This is a genomic window from Mesorhizobium sp. M0227 (genome assembly GCF_040321855.1).
GTDB lineage: Bacteria > Pseudomonadota > Alphaproteobacteria > Rhizobiales > Rhizobiaceae > Mesorhizobium.
The window spans coordinates 25,185-39,990 of sequence record NZ_JAMYSJ010000032.1 but is presented as its reverse complement, the minus strand read 5'-3'; the positions used below and the strand labels follow the sequence as shown (position 1 = coordinate 39,990).

The 14,806-nt window shown below is 63.6% G+C and carries 14 protein-coding genes; 8 read left to right on the top strand and 6 right to left on the bottom strand.

All coding sequences use genetic code 11. The features are described from left to right. Positions 1–136: 136 nt before the first annotated feature. Positions 137–502: a YciI family protein gene (locus NKJ00_RS28185; RefSeq protein ID WP_128303104.1), complete on the top strand. Its 366-nt coding sequence runs from the start codon at positions 137–139 to the stop codon at positions 500–502. Here the strand turns inward: NKJ00_RS28185 and NKJ00_RS28180 are convergent, their stop codons facing one another. From NKJ00_RS28180 to trhO, 3 genes are all read right to left on the bottom strand, one after another. Beyond that, a complete protein-coding gene (locus tag NKJ00_RS28180) occupies positions 503–1,258 on the bottom strand; it encodes an SDR family oxidoreductase (protein WP_023810046.1) in 756 nt (251 codons plus the stop codon). Positions 1,259–1,512: 254 nt separating this feature from the next. Further along, complete coding sequence (locus NKJ00_RS28175; RefSeq protein ID WP_127809400.1) at positions 1,513–2,250, bottom strand: tellurite resistance TerB family protein; 738 nt, start codon at positions 2,248–2,250, stop codon at positions 1,513–1,515. A gap of 116 nt (positions 2,251–2,366) precedes the next feature. Next, positions 2,367–3,287, bottom strand: a complete 921-nt coding sequence (trhO, locus tag NKJ00_RS28170; RefSeq protein WP_352632076.1) for an oxygen-dependent tRNA uridine(34) hydroxylase TrhO — start codon at positions 3,285–3,287, stop codon at positions 2,367–2,369. 259 nt (positions 3,288–3,546) lie between these two features. Between trhO and NKJ00_RS28165 the strand changes: the two genes are divergently transcribed. After that, a complete protein-coding gene (locus NKJ00_RS28165; protein ID WP_352632073.1) occupies positions 3,547–4,185 on the top strand; it encodes a 2-dehydro-3-deoxy-phosphogluconate aldolase in 639 nt (212 codons plus the stop codon). Between the two features lie 209 nt (positions 4,186–4,394). After that, entirely contained in the window at positions 4,395–4,610 is a 216-nt protein-coding gene (locus tag NKJ00_RS28160; protein WP_352632072.1) for a hypothetical protein, read from the top strand. An 8-nt stretch (positions 4,611–4,618) separates the two neighbouring features. Here NKJ00_RS28160 and NKJ00_RS28155 read toward each other — a convergent pair whose 3' ends face one another. Both NKJ00_RS28155 and NKJ00_RS28150 read right to left on the bottom strand, forming a co-directional pair. Further along, positions 4,619–6,442, bottom strand: a complete 1,824-nt coding sequence (locus NKJ00_RS28155; protein ID WP_352632070.1) for a peptidoglycan L,D-endopeptidase MepK — start codon at positions 6,440–6,442, stop codon at positions 4,619–4,621. 406 nt (positions 6,443–6,848) lie between these two features. Continuing rightward, positions 6,849–8,384: a sigma-54-dependent transcriptional regulator gene (locus tag NKJ00_RS28150; protein WP_352632068.1), complete on the bottom strand. Its 1,536-nt coding sequence runs from the start codon at positions 8,382–8,384 to the stop codon at positions 6,849–6,851. Between the two features lie 175 nt (positions 8,385–8,559). Here NKJ00_RS28150 and NKJ00_RS28145 point away from each other — a divergent pair, with 175 nt between their 5' ends. From NKJ00_RS28145 to NKJ00_RS28125, 5 genes are all read left to right on the top strand, one after another. After that, entirely contained in the window at positions 8,560–10,392 is a 1,833-nt protein-coding gene (locus tag NKJ00_RS28145; RefSeq protein WP_352632097.1) for a M3 family oligoendopeptidase, read from the top strand. A 363-nt stretch (positions 10,393–10,755) separates the two neighbouring features. Then, positions 10,756–11,496 carry a helix-hairpin-helix domain-containing protein gene (locus NKJ00_RS28140; RefSeq protein ID WP_352632066.1) on the top strand — a complete coding sequence of 247 codons (741 nt, stop codon included), beginning with the start codon at positions 10,756–10,758 and terminating at the stop codon, positions 11,494–11,496. 182 nt (positions 11,497–11,678) lie between these two features. Next, a complete protein-coding gene (locus NKJ00_RS28135) occupies positions 11,679–12,824 on the top strand; it encodes an aminodeoxychorismate synthase component I (RefSeq protein ID WP_352632064.1) in 1,146 nt (381 codons plus the stop codon). After that, positions 12,773–13,435, top strand: a complete 663-nt coding sequence (locus NKJ00_RS28130) for an aminotransferase class IV family protein (protein WP_352632062.1) — start codon at positions 12,773–12,775, stop codon at positions 13,433–13,435. The genes NKJ00_RS28135 and NKJ00_RS28130 overlap by 52 nt, the downstream gene beginning before the upstream one ends. 3 nt (positions 13,436–13,438) lie before the next feature. Beyond that, positions 13,439–14,359: a heme-dependent oxidative N-demethylase family protein gene (locus tag NKJ00_RS28125; RefSeq protein ID WP_023810057.1), complete on the top strand. Its 921-nt coding sequence runs from the start codon at positions 13,439–13,441 to the stop codon at positions 14,357–14,359. Here NKJ00_RS28125 and NKJ00_RS28120 read toward each other — a convergent pair. After that, on the bottom strand, positions 14,356–14,799 hold the full coding sequence (locus NKJ00_RS28120; RefSeq protein ID WP_031212814.1) for a hypothetical protein: 444 nt from the start codon (positions 14,797–14,799) through the stop codon (positions 14,356–14,358). The two genes, NKJ00_RS28125 and NKJ00_RS28120, sit on opposite strands and share 4 nt — an antisense overlap. Between the last annotated feature and the right edge of the window lie 7 nt (positions 14,800–14,806).

Sequence of the window (14,806 nt, the reverse complement as noted above, 5' to 3'; positions counted from 1 at the left end):
GCTGTCCTCTTCCGAACAATTTGCGGCTGTGGCATGACGGTGTCATGAGCCGTCCGGAGGCGCGCGGCCAAGACTGGGCGTGCATGTCGAGAACGGCTACGGTCCTCGGATCAGGATCGAAGTGGGGTGACATCGGATGTTCTATGCAATCCTTGCCTATCATGTGGAAGACGCAATCAAAGCGCTGACGCCGCAGGAAGATACGGCGCTGATGGCTGACTTGCTCAAGATCCATGAAGGGCTCTATGCCGACGGCAGCCTTGGCCCGTCGGCGCGGCTTGACGCGACACAATCGGCCTGCACCTTGCGCGACGGCATGATCGTCGACGGCCCCTTCGCCGAAACCAAGGAACAGCTTCTCGGCCTCTATGTCGTCGACTGCCCGACGCGGGACGATGCCATCGCTATCGCGCGCGAGTTTCGTCGCGTCAATCCGACCGCCGTCTACGAGATCCGTCCTATCGCGCTCTATCTACCCGGCGCAGAGCTACCGGGAGAATAACTACCCACGCCCGACAAACGGCATCTTGGTCGCCATGACGGTCATGAACAGCACGTTGGCCTCGAGCGGCAGGCTGGCCATATGGACGACGGCGTCGGCGACGCGCTGAACATCCATCACCGCTTCGGCTGATATCGAGCCGTTGGCCTGCGGCACGCCGACCGTCATCGGCTGCGCCATATCGGTCAGCGCATTGCCGATGTCGATCTGGCCGCAGGCGATGTCATAAGGCCGGCCGTCGAGCGCCAGCGTCTTGGTCAGCCCGGTGATGGCATGCTTGGTCGCCGTGTAGGGCACCGAGCCCGGGCGCGGCGCATAGGCCGACACCGAACCGTTGTTGATGATGCGGCCACCCATCGGCTTCTGCTTGCGCATGGCGCCAAAGGCGGCACGGGCACACAGGAACGAACCGGTGAGATTGACGCCGACGATATCGTTCCACACTTCGACCGGTATCTCGTCGATCGGCGCCGATTTGTAGCCCATGCCGGCATTGTTGAAGAGCAGGTCGACACGGCCGAAGGCCGCCGCCACGGTCTCGAACAGATCGTCGACCTCGCCTGCCTTGCTGATATCGCAGGCTACCGCCAAGGCCTTGGCGTCGGTGCGGCCGGCCTCGGCGACCGCAGCGTCCAGCACCGACTTGCGGCGCCCGCAAAATACCGTGTTCCAGCCGTTCTTGAGCAGCGCCGTGGCGACGCTCTTGCCGATGCCCGTGCCGGCCCCGGTGACGATGGCGGTTCTTTGCTCGGTCATGGCTGTTGTCCTCCGGCAGAGCTGCGCTTGCTCGACTGATTTTCGGGTTTTGACTCGAAAAAGGAAGGCATCGCAAATGAGGGCGGCGATGGCAAGCGTGTCCATCCGATCGGACCGACAAAAAGGGCGGCCATTGGCGACCGCCCCTGATCTGAACCGGGCTTGGGAGGAGGAAAAGCCGATCCGACTGTGTTGATGCGCTTGCTGGGTTAACGAGAGGTTAACCCGGAAAGTGCCTCCTGTGCCGTTTTGGCCTACCAGCGCGGATTGGGTGATGTCCCTGCCTTGGCCGGCACCTTGGCCGCCGAAACCGTTGCCTCGACATGGTCGACCAGCGCGTCCGGCAGGCCGAGCCGGCCTGCAAGCAGGTCGAGATAGCCACGCTCGGCGCGGGTGTCGGGATCGATGGTCAGGCGCGACGCCGTGTAGAGTTCGAGCTTCTGCGCGTCGGTCTTGGCGCCGGCCACCAGCGTGTCGAGGTCGAGCGGGCTTGCCAGCTCCGCCATCAGGAACTTTTCGGCATCGGAGTCTATGCCGGCCAGGCTGAGCTTGCCGGCGATCTTCTGGCGCTCTTCATCGTCGATATGGCCATCGGCCTTCGCCGCCGAGATCATCGCCCGTATCAGGGTCAGCGTGAATTCGTCCTCGCCTTGCGGCGCCTGCGACGGGTGGAAGGCGGTGTCCTTGGGCGGCGGCAGCAATTCCGGTTCGCCGGCCGCCGGTGCTTCGGCGGGTGCGTTGCCGGCCTTGTAGTTCTGGTAGGCCTTGTAGGCGAGACCGCCGATGGCAGCCAGTCCGCCAAGCTTCACCGCGGCGCCCGTTACGTTACGACCGGCACCAGTTCCAAGTAGCACGGCGGCCAGTGCGCCGGCGGCCAGCGGATTGTCCTTGGCCATCTGCACGGCCTGCCCCGCCTTGTCGCGAACGGTGCCGCTGGTGCCGGGGATTTGCGAGCCGAGCAGATCGTCGAGAAGCTTCTTGGGATCGAACATTCAGTGCCTCCAGGATTTGCCCGGCCGAACGGGCAGGTTTCGAACGTCGAAGACGTAAGTCCCGAAACTTGACATTGCAATGACAGCGGCCGCTTTGCAGCAGCTCGATGCCTGGATCAGGAGCCGATATGCGGCTCTCTGCCCCGCGCCTGCGCAAGCTCGACCTGGCGCTGGCGCTCGGCATAACGCTGGCGGTCCTCGTCCGAACGCGCATCGAAGCAATGCGGGCAGGAAATACCGGCGGCGAATTTGGGCGACGTCAGGTCGCCCGGCGTCAGCGGGCGGCGGCAGGCCCGGCACAGTTCCGCTTCGCCCTCGGCGAGGCCGTGCGACACCGAAACGCGCTCGTCGAAGACGAAGCACTCGCCTTGCCAGAGGCTCTGTTCGGAGGGAACCTCTTCCAGATATTTTAGGATGCCGCCCTTGAGGTGGAACACGTCCTCGAAGCCGAGCGACTTGACGTAGGCGGTCGCCTTTTCGCAGCGTATGCCGCCGGTGCAGAACATCGCGACCTTGCGGCCCTCGAGCTCCGCCCGGTGCGCTTCCACCCAGGCCGGGAACTCGCGAAAGCTTGACGTGGCTGGATCGACCGCGCCCTTGAAGGTGCCGATCGACACCTCATAGGCGTTGCGCGTGTCGATGATAACAGTATCGGGCTCGGAAATCAGCGCGTTCCAGTCGGCCGCCGCGACATAGGTGCCGGCGCTTTTCGAAGGGTCGATATCATCGACACCCATGGTGACGATCTCGCGCTTCAGCCGCACCTTCATGCGATGGAACGGCATGTCCGCGGCCACGCTGTACTTGACCTCGAGGCCGGCGAGCCCTTCGATGGCTTCGAGATACTCGATCAGTTCGGCAATCGCCGTTTCGCTGCCGGCGACAGTACCGTTGATGCCTTCATGCGCCAGAAGCAGCGTGCCCTTGATGCCGCGCCCGCAACAGAAGGCAGCGAGCGGCGCGCGCAGCTCCTCGAAGGCGTCGAGCCGGGCAAACCGGTAGAGCGCGGCCACGCGAAGGGGCAGAAGTGATGTCATTGCCAAAGCCACTAAACGCTCACGCAAGCCGATTCAAGGCAGAGCCGGAATCCCGGCAAGCATCGACGGCGCGTGACATCGCGACACGCTTCGTTTCATGGACAGAAAAACACCCGTCTGCTAATCGGTTGAATTGTCCTAAAGCGCGTCGCGCCGAAACGAATTCATGTGACGCGCTTTAGGTCTTTGTTTTATGCATGTCGTCTTCCCAAAACCAGGGGCACTTTTGGGCGACATGCACTAGGATATGGAGAGACAGATGCCCAGCAAGACCGAAAACCTCCTGTCGCTCCTCAACGGCCAGCCGGTCATCCCGGTGCTGAAGATCGCCAATGTCGCTGACGCCGTGCCGCTGGCCCGCGCCCTGGCGCGTGGCGGCCTGCCGGCGATCGAGATCACGCTGAGGACCGCCGACGCGCTGGAGGCGATCCGGCGTGTGGCTGGTGAGGTCGAGGAAGCCATCGTCGGCGCCGGCACCATTCTCGATATCAGGCAGTTCGAAAAGGCAGCGAGCGCAGGCTCGCGATTCATCGTCAGCCCGGGCATCACCCGCGAGCTTCTGGCGGCAGCCGCCGACAGCGATGTTCCGCTGCTGCCCGGCGCCATCACGCCCGGCGAGATCATGGCCGCGCGCGAAGCCGGCTTGCGCTTCCTGAAATTCTTCCCGGCCGAGCAGTCGGGCGGCATCGCTTCGCTGAAGGCCTTCGCCTCACCGCTCGCCGATGTGAAATTCTGCCCGACCGGCGGGATCTCGGCCAAGAACGCGGCCGACTATCTAAGCCTGCCCAACGTGGTCTGCGTCGGCGGTTCCTGGGTGGCGCCCGACGACCTCGTCAAGGCCGGCAAGTGGGACGAGATCGAAGCCCTGGCGCGCGCGGCGAGCAAGCTTGCGAAATAAGGCTTCGGCCACGGCATGAAAAAACCCGGCCGACTCGCGTCGACCGGGTTTGCCAAATCGGCTCCGAACCGGATCAGCTGCAGACCCGAACCTTTTCAACCACCCTGTGGTGATGCTTCCAGCTTGTGACCACCTTGGTCCGGCAGTGCTTCTTCATGTGCATATGGTCATGAGTCTTGACGACAATGGTCTCGGCCTGCGTAGGGGCGATGGCCGCCGAAGCGGTTGCCAATGCGATGACCGATGCCAATAGGATGTTCTTCATGGATCTCCCCGGGTTTGAACGAACACCGGAGAAACCTTTGAAAAGCCGGGCAGTTCCACGATCACGGCAATGTCAGGCCGGCGTGATTGGACCAGCGGCGAGCAATGCGGCCGCGCAACAAAAAGCCGCGCGGGTTACCCGGCGCGGCTTTGTCGATTGATTGTCGCTTTACTTGGTCTGGAAGCGGGCGACCGACATGAACTTGACGGCGTTGCCGGTGAAGCGATTGGCATCGGCCACCTGGCTGCTCGGCTGGAAGCCGGCCGTGTAGACCTCGCTCGGCGGCGTGTGCACGATGCTGTAGGCGTAGCCAGGCGCCGTCGTCGCGCTTGAAACGGCGGCGACATGCTCGCCGCTGGTCAATGCCCAGCGGGCCGCCTGCGGTGCGGCTGCAACCACCATGGCCTTGGGGCCTGGCTTCAGGTCGCGGGCGGTGGCTCTCGATTCCTTGCGGGTTGTCTTGACGCCGGCGCCGATCGCGGCGGCCGGATCGGAACCGGCCGGACGGGCAACGACAGCATCGCGCGGCCATGCGGCGTTGGTGCCCGGATCGTTGAACGCCGAACGCGGCTCGGATCCGGACAAGGAAGCAAGCTGGTAATCGGCCGCACCGACCTGTGCATTGGCCTCGTCGAGCACGGCCTTGACCGCATCCGGCCTGGCCATCTCGGGCCGCGCCGTCGGCAGCACCGAGAACGCATCGGTCGCGGTCTTGCCTTGATCAGCCGTCTCGGCCAGCGCCATCAGCACATCCTTGCTGGGCGGCGCAGCCAGAGCGGCCGGCAGCGAATTGTCGGGACGCCATGTCGGCAACGGTATGTTGTTGACCGCGACCTGGGCCGGATTAGCCGAAGCCGTTGCATCGGCCAAGCCGAAAGGAACGCTCGCCGGCGCATGCGCGGTCGCCACAGCCTGCTCGGTGGTGGCTGTCGCCTCCGCCATCGCAAAAGGAACGTTCTCAGGCTGCTGAGCGCCGACATCGGCTTTCGGCCGCGGTGCGAAATCCGGCAGCGGAATGCTTCGGGCCGGCAATGCCGCGATGATCGTCTCCGGCGTGTCCTCTTCCGGCTCCGGAGCCTGCTGCTCGGTCACCTGCGGAATCTCGGCGCGCCGCGCATTCTCCGGCGCCACGATGGCAATGCCCGGGAGGTTGCTGGTCTTGGCTGCTGCTGCCGGCTTCAGGTTTCTCGCCTTGGGCGGGGGGGCGGCCGAAGCGGTCTGGACATCGGCGCTGTCTTCGGCCTCGTCGTCGCCGCCGCCGAAGAATGCCGACAGGAACCCGCCTGACTTCTTGCCGCTGCCACCGGCACTGGCCATTTCGATCGCCGGCGAGCCTGAACCCTTGCGCGCCTTGTAGGAGGCGAGCGCCTGCTCAAAGCCGGGCAGCGGCCTGCCGTCGCTCGGCACATGCAGCGTCTTGCCATTGGGGAACAGGCTGACCAGTTCCTGCCGGCTGATACCCGGCCAATGGCGCACATTGCCGACATCCATGTGGACGAACGGCGAACCGGATGACGGATAGTAGCCGACGCCGCCGCCCTGCATCTTGAGACCGATGTTACGCAGCTTCTTCAGCGGCACGCCGGGGATGTAAAAATCCATCGCCTTGCCGAGCATGTGCTGGCTCTTCTCGGCGACGCCCCTGCTGCGGCCGCGCAGCATCGAGTTCGTCGACGGCGAGCGATAGCCGCAGATGACCTGGATGTAGTCCGTGGCACCTGCTTCCCGATACGCTTCCCAGACCAGATCCAGCAGACGCGGATCCATCTTGGTCGGCTCGTTGCGACGCCAGTCGCGCAAAATGATGTTGATCTTCCTGAGACCCTCGGGAACGTAGCGGCCGTTGCGCTTGTAGACGATCTCGGCCTTCTCATGGGTGTGGAGATGATAAAGCTTCAGCGACCGTGTTTCGGCGCTGGCTCCGCTCGCAGCCGCGGCAACAAAACCAAAAGCGACAACCAACACTGCCAGCCACTTCGGCCAGACGCTCAAATGATGGTGCCGCCTGTTTGTGTGTCGTTCGATTCTGTTCAAATCAAAAGGCCTTGCAGGCTGCCGTTTGTCCCCGGATTTGTCCAAACGGATGTGGCATTAGCACACCCGAATATCGATCCTAATGGTTAATCATCGCTTATTGAAGCCGAAATGCGGTAACACCGTGGCGATATCCCGTCAAAAATTGTTCACAAGGTTTCTTGGTAAACCGCTGGTTTAGATCAGATTTTCGCCTTCGGCCCGAACACGATCTGTTACCGTTAGCCTTAATGCGTGAACAGAGCTGTCCATGACACAGCCACAATGCCGCTGAAACGGCGACACAAGGGCTGTTATGGCATTGCAGCTGGCGCCGGTCTTGTGGCAAAGCCGGATTCGGGCCGAAGCTCAGCCCGGCATCGCCCTAGGAGGCGAGTCGGTCCACGCGGCCTGTCTCCGGATCGATGCCGTGTTCCTTGAGCTTGCGATAGAGGGTCGAGCGACCGATGCCGAGTCGGCGGGCGACTTCGCTCATCTGTCCGTTGTAGTGATCGATGGCAAGCTTGATCATCTCGAGTTCGACATCGGCAAGTGCCCGCACATTGCCGCGCTCGTCGAGCGCCCGCAACGTGCCGAAGCGAGGCTGCAGCCTTGCCGGCGGATCGAACGCGATTGCCGGGCCGCCCTCGCCGGGAAAGGCTTCGTCATCGCGCCCCTCCAAAGACAGGGACGGCGACGACGCGTCGCCATCCAAACCGAGGTTGACGGTGCCTTCCACTTGCGCCCGTATCTGCGGGAAGTCCTCGGCGGAAAGCACATCGCCTTCGCAAAGCACGGAGGCCCGGAAGACGGCATTTTCGAGCTGCCGGATGTTTCCGGGCCAGTCATAGGCCTGCAGCACGGCGAGCGCTGCCGCCGAAATACCTTGCAGGCGACGGTGCGGGTCGGCCGGCGCCACCTTCTCCATGAAATGGGTGACCAGATACGGGATGTCGTCGCGGCGGTCGCGCAGCGGCGGCACGAAGATCGGATAGACGTTCAGCCGATAGAACAGATCCTCGCGGAACTTGCCGTCCTTGACCTGCTGCAGGAGGTTGCGGTGCGTCGCCGAAATCAGCCTGATGTCGACCCTGACGGTCGAGCGGCCGCCGACCGGGTCGACCTCGCCGTCCTGGACCGCGCGCAACAGCTTGACCTGCACGTCGAGCGGCAGGTCGCCGATCTCGTCGAGGAACAGTGTGCCCGAATGCGCTTCGACGAACTTGCCCGTGTGCTTGTCGGTGGCGCCGGTGAACGAGCCCTTCTCATGGCCGAACAGGATCGATTCGACCAGATTGTCGGGGATGGCGCCGCAATTGACCGTGACGAAGGGTTTCGAACGGCGGTCGCCACTGCCCTGGATGGCGCGCGCCACCAGTTCCTTGCCGACGCCGGACTCGCCCTCGATCAGGATCGGGATGTTGGATGCCGCCGCTTTCTGGCCAAGGCGGATCACCCTGTCCATGGCCGGGCTGTGCGTGATCATGTCCTTGAAGGTCAGGAGGCCGCCGCGCCGGCGCGACGTGCGCTTGACCTCGCCCTCGACGGCCTCGACCTTGAGCGCATTGCCGATCGACGCCTGCAGCCTGTCGGGAGACGCCGGCTTGACGACGAAATCGAAGGCGCCATGACGCATCGCCGAAACCACGGTCTCGATGCCGCCCTGCGCGGTCTGCACGATGGTCGGCACGTTGATGTCGCGTTCGCGCATCGCCTTCAGCACGCCGATACCGTCGAGACCGGGCATGACCAGATCGAGGATGACCACCGACACCTCGCGGGCGCCGGGTCCATCGAGGATATCGAGAGCGGCCGCGCCGCCGTCGACGACGATTGCGCTGTAGCCGAACCGCGTCACCGCCGCTTCGAGCAGCCGGCGTTGCACCGGATCGTCATCGACTATGAGTATGGAACCTGTCATGACTGGTATGACTGCCCGCCCGAGGAATTCTGCCCTGTGGACCATCTTGGCACAGGGTTCTAAATAAGGTTTCAAAAAACCAGGTGAATGAATTCCTTAGGATTTGACCGGCTTCTCGTTTCCCCTCGAGCCTTGGCCACGGAAGGTGTCGGCAATGCATAAGGATTCTGGCAACATGGTCTCTGCTCGGCGGCTTGCGGCGCCGGCGTCCGGTCAGGGCGCGGCCGAGCTGGGCGACCTGCCGGAATGGAACCTTGCCGATCTCTATGCCGGCATGGATGCGCCGGAGCTGAAGCGCGACATCGCCAAGGCCGCCACTGATGCGGTCAACTTCGAGAACCGCTGGAAGGGCACGCTGGCCGCCGAGGCCGAGCGCGGCAGCGCCGGCAGGCTGGGCGAGGCGCTTGTCGCCTACGAGGCGCTGGAGGAACTGATCGGCCGCATCGTCTCCTATGCGGGACTGGTTTATGCCGGAAACACCGCTGATCCCCAGCGCGCCAAGCTCTATGGTGACGTCCAGGAGAAGATGACCGACGCCAGCGCGCACCTTCTGTTCTTCGCGCTCGAACTCAACCTGATCGACGATGCGTCCATCGAAGGCGCGCTCGTCGGCGATCCCGCCTTCGGTCACTACCGGCCGTGGGTGCTCGATCTGCGCAAGGACAAGCCCTACCAGCTCGAGGACCGCGTCGAGCAGCTCTTCCACGAAAAGTCGATCACCGGACGCGGCGCCTGGAACCGCCTGTTCGACGAGACGATGACCGACCTTCGCTTCGACATCGACGGCGAGGAACTGACGCTGGAGCCGGCGCTGAACCGTTTGCAGGACGCCGACGGCGGGGTGCGCCGCCGGGCGTCCGAGGCGCTGGCCACGACCTTCCGCAAAAATTTGCGCACCTTCACGCTGATCACCAACACGCTGGCCAAGGACAAGGAAATATCCGACCGCTGGCGCGGCTTCGAGGACATCGCCGATTCACGCCATCTCGCCAACCGCGTCGAGCGCAGCGTGGTGGACGCCCTGGCTTCCGCCGTTCGCGATGCCTATCCGCGCCTGTCGCACCGCTATTACGCGATGAAGGCACGCTGGCTGGGCATGGAGGTGATGAACCACTGGGACCGCAACGCGCCGTTGCCGGATACGCCCCAGGCGATCATCGGCTGGGACGAGGCCAGGAACACGGTGCTGTCCGCCTATCAGCGCTTTTCGCCCGACATGGCCGAGATCGCGCGAACCTTCTTCGACCGCAACTGGATCGACGCGCCGGTGCGGCCCGGCAAGTCGCCTGGCGCCTTCGCCCATCCGACCGTACCGTCGGCGCATCCCTATGTCCTGCTCAACTACATGGGCAAGCCGCGCGATGTGATGACGCTGGCGCACGAGCTTGGCCATGGGGTGCATCAGGTGCTGGCCGGCGGCCAGGGCGCACTGATGGCCTCGACGCCGCTGACGCTGGCCGAGACGGCATCGGTCTTCGGCGAGATGCTGACCTTCCGCTCGCTGCTCGACCAGACCACCGACCGGCGCGAGCGCAAGGCCATGCTCGCCCAGAAGGTCGAGGACATGATCAACACGGTCGTGCGCCAGATCGCCTTCTATGAATTCGAGCGCAAGGTGCATGCCGAACGCAAGAACGGCGAACTGACCTCCGACAGGCTCGGTCAGTTCTGGCTCGAAGTGCAGGCCGAAAGTCTGGGTCCCGCCATCAAGCTGCGCGAAGGCTACGAGGTGTTCTGGACCTACATCCCGCACTTCATCCATTCGCCCTTCTATGTCTATGCCTATGCTTTCGGTGACTGCCTGGTGAACTCGCTCTACGCGGTCTACCAGAACGCCGAGCGCGGCTTTCAGGACAAGTATTTCGAAATGCTGCGCGCCGGGGGCACCAAGCATCATTCCGAGCTTCTGGCGCCCTTCGGGCTCGACGCCACCGATCCCGCCTTCTGGCAGATCGGACTTGGCGTCATCAGTGGCCTGATCGACGAGCTGGAAGCGCTCGACACTTGAAACGCATCCCTCAGGCGTCGCTCTGACAGTTTAGCCGGAATGCATGTTGGGACAGCTCTACTATCGCCCTAAATATCTGTTCTTGAAGTACTCTCCACCGAAGTTTTCCGATAGCTTTCCACAAGCTCTATGATAGCCTTCGCTCCAAGCTCAGCCGGAGCGCATGCGGATCGGCGAGGAGAAATCTCAGCCGGCCGTGGCGCTCAGGCGAACGCGACAACGGCCGTTGACCATGGGCAAGCAAAAGCCGATCGCCGACAGCTCGAACGGAAGCCGGCTGTTCTGCTTACCGCGGAACCACCAAGAGTAGTCCTTCGCCGAAGGTCATGACCCACGGCAGACGGATCTGACTGGAGAGAGACAATGGGCACTTTTTTCTACGTGGTCCTGGCGTTCCTGATAGGCGTGTTGGTCGGTTGGTTCCTTTGGGGGCGCCTGCGCGGTGAACTCGACAGCTTGCGCGGCGACCTCGACCGTACACGCAGCGAACGCGACAGGCTTCGCACCGACAGCGACCGCCTGACCGGCGAACTCGATGCATGCGGCAAGACCCGCGCCGACCTCGAGCGCCGGCTGCGCGACGCGCCGGCCGCGCCTGCCGCCGGAAGCAGCGCGGCAAAGCCGGCAAGCCAGGCGCCGGCGGCCCTGATGTCGACCCCAGCGACGGCCAAATCCGCCGCCACAAAGCCCGCGCCGGCCAAGCCGGCCGCGGCAAAAGCAGTCTCTGCCAAGGCGGTCTCTGCCAAGGCGGCGGCGAAACCCGCCGCCACCAAAGCCTCGGCTCCAGCCAAATCCGCGACGAGCAAGCCTGCAACAACAGCCAAGCCAGCAGCCGGCCCAACATCCAGCAAGCCCGACAATCTGCGCCGGCTGATCGGTATCGGTCCGGTCAACGAGAAGTTGCTCAAGGCGCAAGGCGTCACCAGCTTCGCCCAGATCGCGTCCTGGACAGCGGCCGATGTCAAACGGATCGAGGACGTCATGAATTTCGACGGCCGCATCGCGCGCGAACGCTGGATCGAGCAGGCCAAGCTGCTCGCCGCCGGCAACGAGAAGGAATTCGCCAAGCAGTTTCCAACAGCCGGAACCTCCAGCAACAGCTGATCGCCAGGCGAGTACTGAAGATTGCAAACGGCGGCGCCATATCGGCGTCGCCGTTTACTCTTGGTTCCTGAGTTGGCCCAAAGGTCGGCTTTAAGAGGCAGCGTGCCGTTCCCTCGATTGCGCGCGGGCGGCACCCCATATAGAGCGGTTGATGGCTTCATTGACCCCAGCATTCGGTGCCCATGTCCCTGCCCGCCGCAATTTTTCGCAATGACAAAAGCGCGCGCCAGCTCGTTTTCGACCAGCCGGCCGATATCATCGTGGCGCACGAAGCAGGGGATTTCGGGCCGGCTCTGGAAGCAGCACAAGCCGCGCATGATGCAGGTAAATGGCTTGCCGGCTATTTCTCGTATGAGGCGGGCTACCTGCTCGAACCCAAGCTCGTTCCCCTGCTGCCTCACGGACGCCGCTCCCCGCTCGTGTGCCTTGGGGTTTTCGATGCCCCGGTCGAAGAGGCGGTGCCGCCGCGCAACACCACGGCGACCAACGGCCCGATATTCGACGCCCGTGCGACGTGGTCGCCCGAGGATTATGAAAAACGCTTCTCGCGACTGCACCAGCACATCCGGCAAGGTGATTGCTACCAGGGCAATTTGACCTTTCCCGTGCATGCGCAGTGGTCGGGCGAGCCGCTGGCCGCCTTCAATGCATTGACCGAACGTCAACCGGTGAAATATGGCGCGCTGATCGCGCTCGGTGAACCCATCGTGCTGTCGCGCTCGCCTGAACTGTTCTTCGAGATCGACGCCGAGGGCATGATCGAGACGCATCCGATGAAGGGAACGGCACCGCGCGGCGCCACCAAAGCCGAGGACGAACGGCAGAAGATCTTCCTGCGCAATGACGAGAAGAACCAGGCCGAAAACCGGATGATCGTCGATCTTCTGCGCAACGATATCTCGCTGATCAGCGAGGTGGGCACGCTGGACGTGCCGGCGCTGTTCCGCATCGAGACCTACCCGACCGTGCATCAGATGGTAAGCGACGTCAGGGCCAAACTGCTGCCGGGTCTCTCTATCCGCCAGATTTTCGCGGCGCTGTTTCCTTGCGGTTCGATTACCGGCGCGCCTAAGATCCGTGCCATGGAGATCCTGCGCGATCTGGAAGGCACGCCCCGCGATGCCTATTGCGGCGCCATAGGCTGGATCGCGCCCGGCGGCCCGATGCGCTTTTCCGTGGCGATCCGCACCATCTCGCTCTTTTCGGGCGGCGAGGCCGTCTACAATGTCGGAGGCGGCGTCGTCTTCGATTCGACGGCGCAGGAGGAGTATCAGGAGTGTCTGCTGAAAGCGCGCTTCGCGACGGGAACACCGCCGACTTTCAGTTGATCGAGACCATGCGCTGGGAACCCGGCTCGGGCTTCCTGCGCTTCGATCGTCATCTTGCGCGCCTCTATGGCTCGGCGGCGGAGCTCGGCTTCCACTGTGATCCAGGCACGGTCGGCGAGGCGCTGAGCAGCGCGGCCGGCGGTTCCGGCGTTGCCATGCGCACGCGGCTTGTCCTGTCGCACGATGGTGAGGTGACGGCCTCGGCGCAACCTTATGAACCGCTCGCCGCCGACAAGGTCTGGATACTGCGGCTGGCGCGGACGAGTCTCGATTCGAACGACACGCTGCTGCGCCACAAGACCAGCCGACGACAGCTCTACACGCATGCCCGCGCCGAATATCTCGTCACCCAGGCCGACGAGGTGCTTATGGCCAACGAGCGCGGCGAGATCTGTGAAGGCACGATCACCAATGTCTTTGCCGATCTCGGCGACGGCGTGCTGGTCACACCCCGGCTCGACTGCGGCCTGCTGCCTGGTGTATTGCGCGCGCAGCTTCTGGATGAAGGCCGCGCCCGCGAAGCAATCTACAGCTACAGCGACCTGAAGTCGGCCAAAGCACTTTTTGTCGGCAATTCGCTGCGCGGACTAATCCCTGCGAGACTGATCTGAAGCATGACCTCTTTGCCCACCCACACGCCCTATGACGGCTCGTCGAAACTCTTCAGCATCGGGCTGAAGCCGCTCGATCCGGCGGACTGGATCGAGATCGACGACCATCTGCTGCCGTATCTCGCCGAGAAGTACCGGCTCTATGCCGAAATCCCCGAGCGGGTTTTTGTCGAGGAGGACGGCACGCGGGACGCTCAGCAGGAGGTGCTCGACTTGCTCAGTGCGCATCTGTTGGACAGGTTTCCAGAAATCTATCGGTGCATCGGATCAGGCGTCGAGGTGGTGGGCGCGGCGCGCCGTCTGCCTGCTTCCCTCGCCGAGGCTCCGCTGGCCAAGGCCTCACAGCTCATCCAGGAGGACCTGATCCTGATGCGCCGCGGCGACAATGGCTGGCGTCTCGTTGCCGGCTCGCTGTGCTTTCCCTCGTCCTGGTCGCTCCTGGAAAAATTCGGCAAGCCGCTGCACGACATCCACGCGCCGGTGCCGGGTTTCGGCCCGGGCACGCGTCCGGCGGAACTCATCAACCGGATGTTCGATGGCCTCCAGGGGCAGGCCGTCGAGCGCTACAACTGGTCGATCCAGTCCGATAACGCGCTCTACCATCCGCTTTCCGACCTGCAGCGCATCGACCGCGCTACAAATCGGCGGTCGCGCTTTCCCGATGGCGACATCGACGCCCATGCCTTCATCCGCGTCGAGCGGCAAACCCTGCGCAAACTGCCTGTTTCACGCGATATCCTGTTCACCATCCGCATCCATCTCGACCCGCTCGCCGTGCTGGCCAGGCACCCTGATCGGGCGAAGCTCGCGGCGTCTTTCGCCGCCCAGCTCAAGGCGCTCGATCTCGCGCATCTCGACTACAAGGGCCTGACATCAGACCGCGATCGGCTAGTCGACCGGCTCGGGGCGCTGGCGCTGTCCTAAATCGCGGCTAGGCCCAGCAGCAGGATCGCGGACATCGCGCTAAAGACGGTGACGTTGACATCCCACCGCCAACCCGCCGGTCCGAACGGCGGTCGGAATGGCAGATAGCCGTTCTCGTCGTAGAGCACGCCGCCATAAATCGGTCGTGAGAGCATTGCCACGAAGAACGCTCCGTACATAGCGACGCCCAATCCCCCTGCGAGATAGAGCCGCTCGGCTTCGAGTGGCCCCTCGATCCAGATAAGCCCCAGCGCAATCAGCGCAACTCCGGTGTAGCTCAGCACCTGCCAAACGACGTGAAACCGGGCGTGCGGGGTCCACAGCGGATTGGTGGCGTGGGTGGCGTTGAGGTCGGCTTTGATCGTCACCACACCGTAGCCCACGGTCGCGACGCTCAACAGAATTCGGGCAAGCAGATGACTGTCGTAAGCGAGTTCCATCGCACTT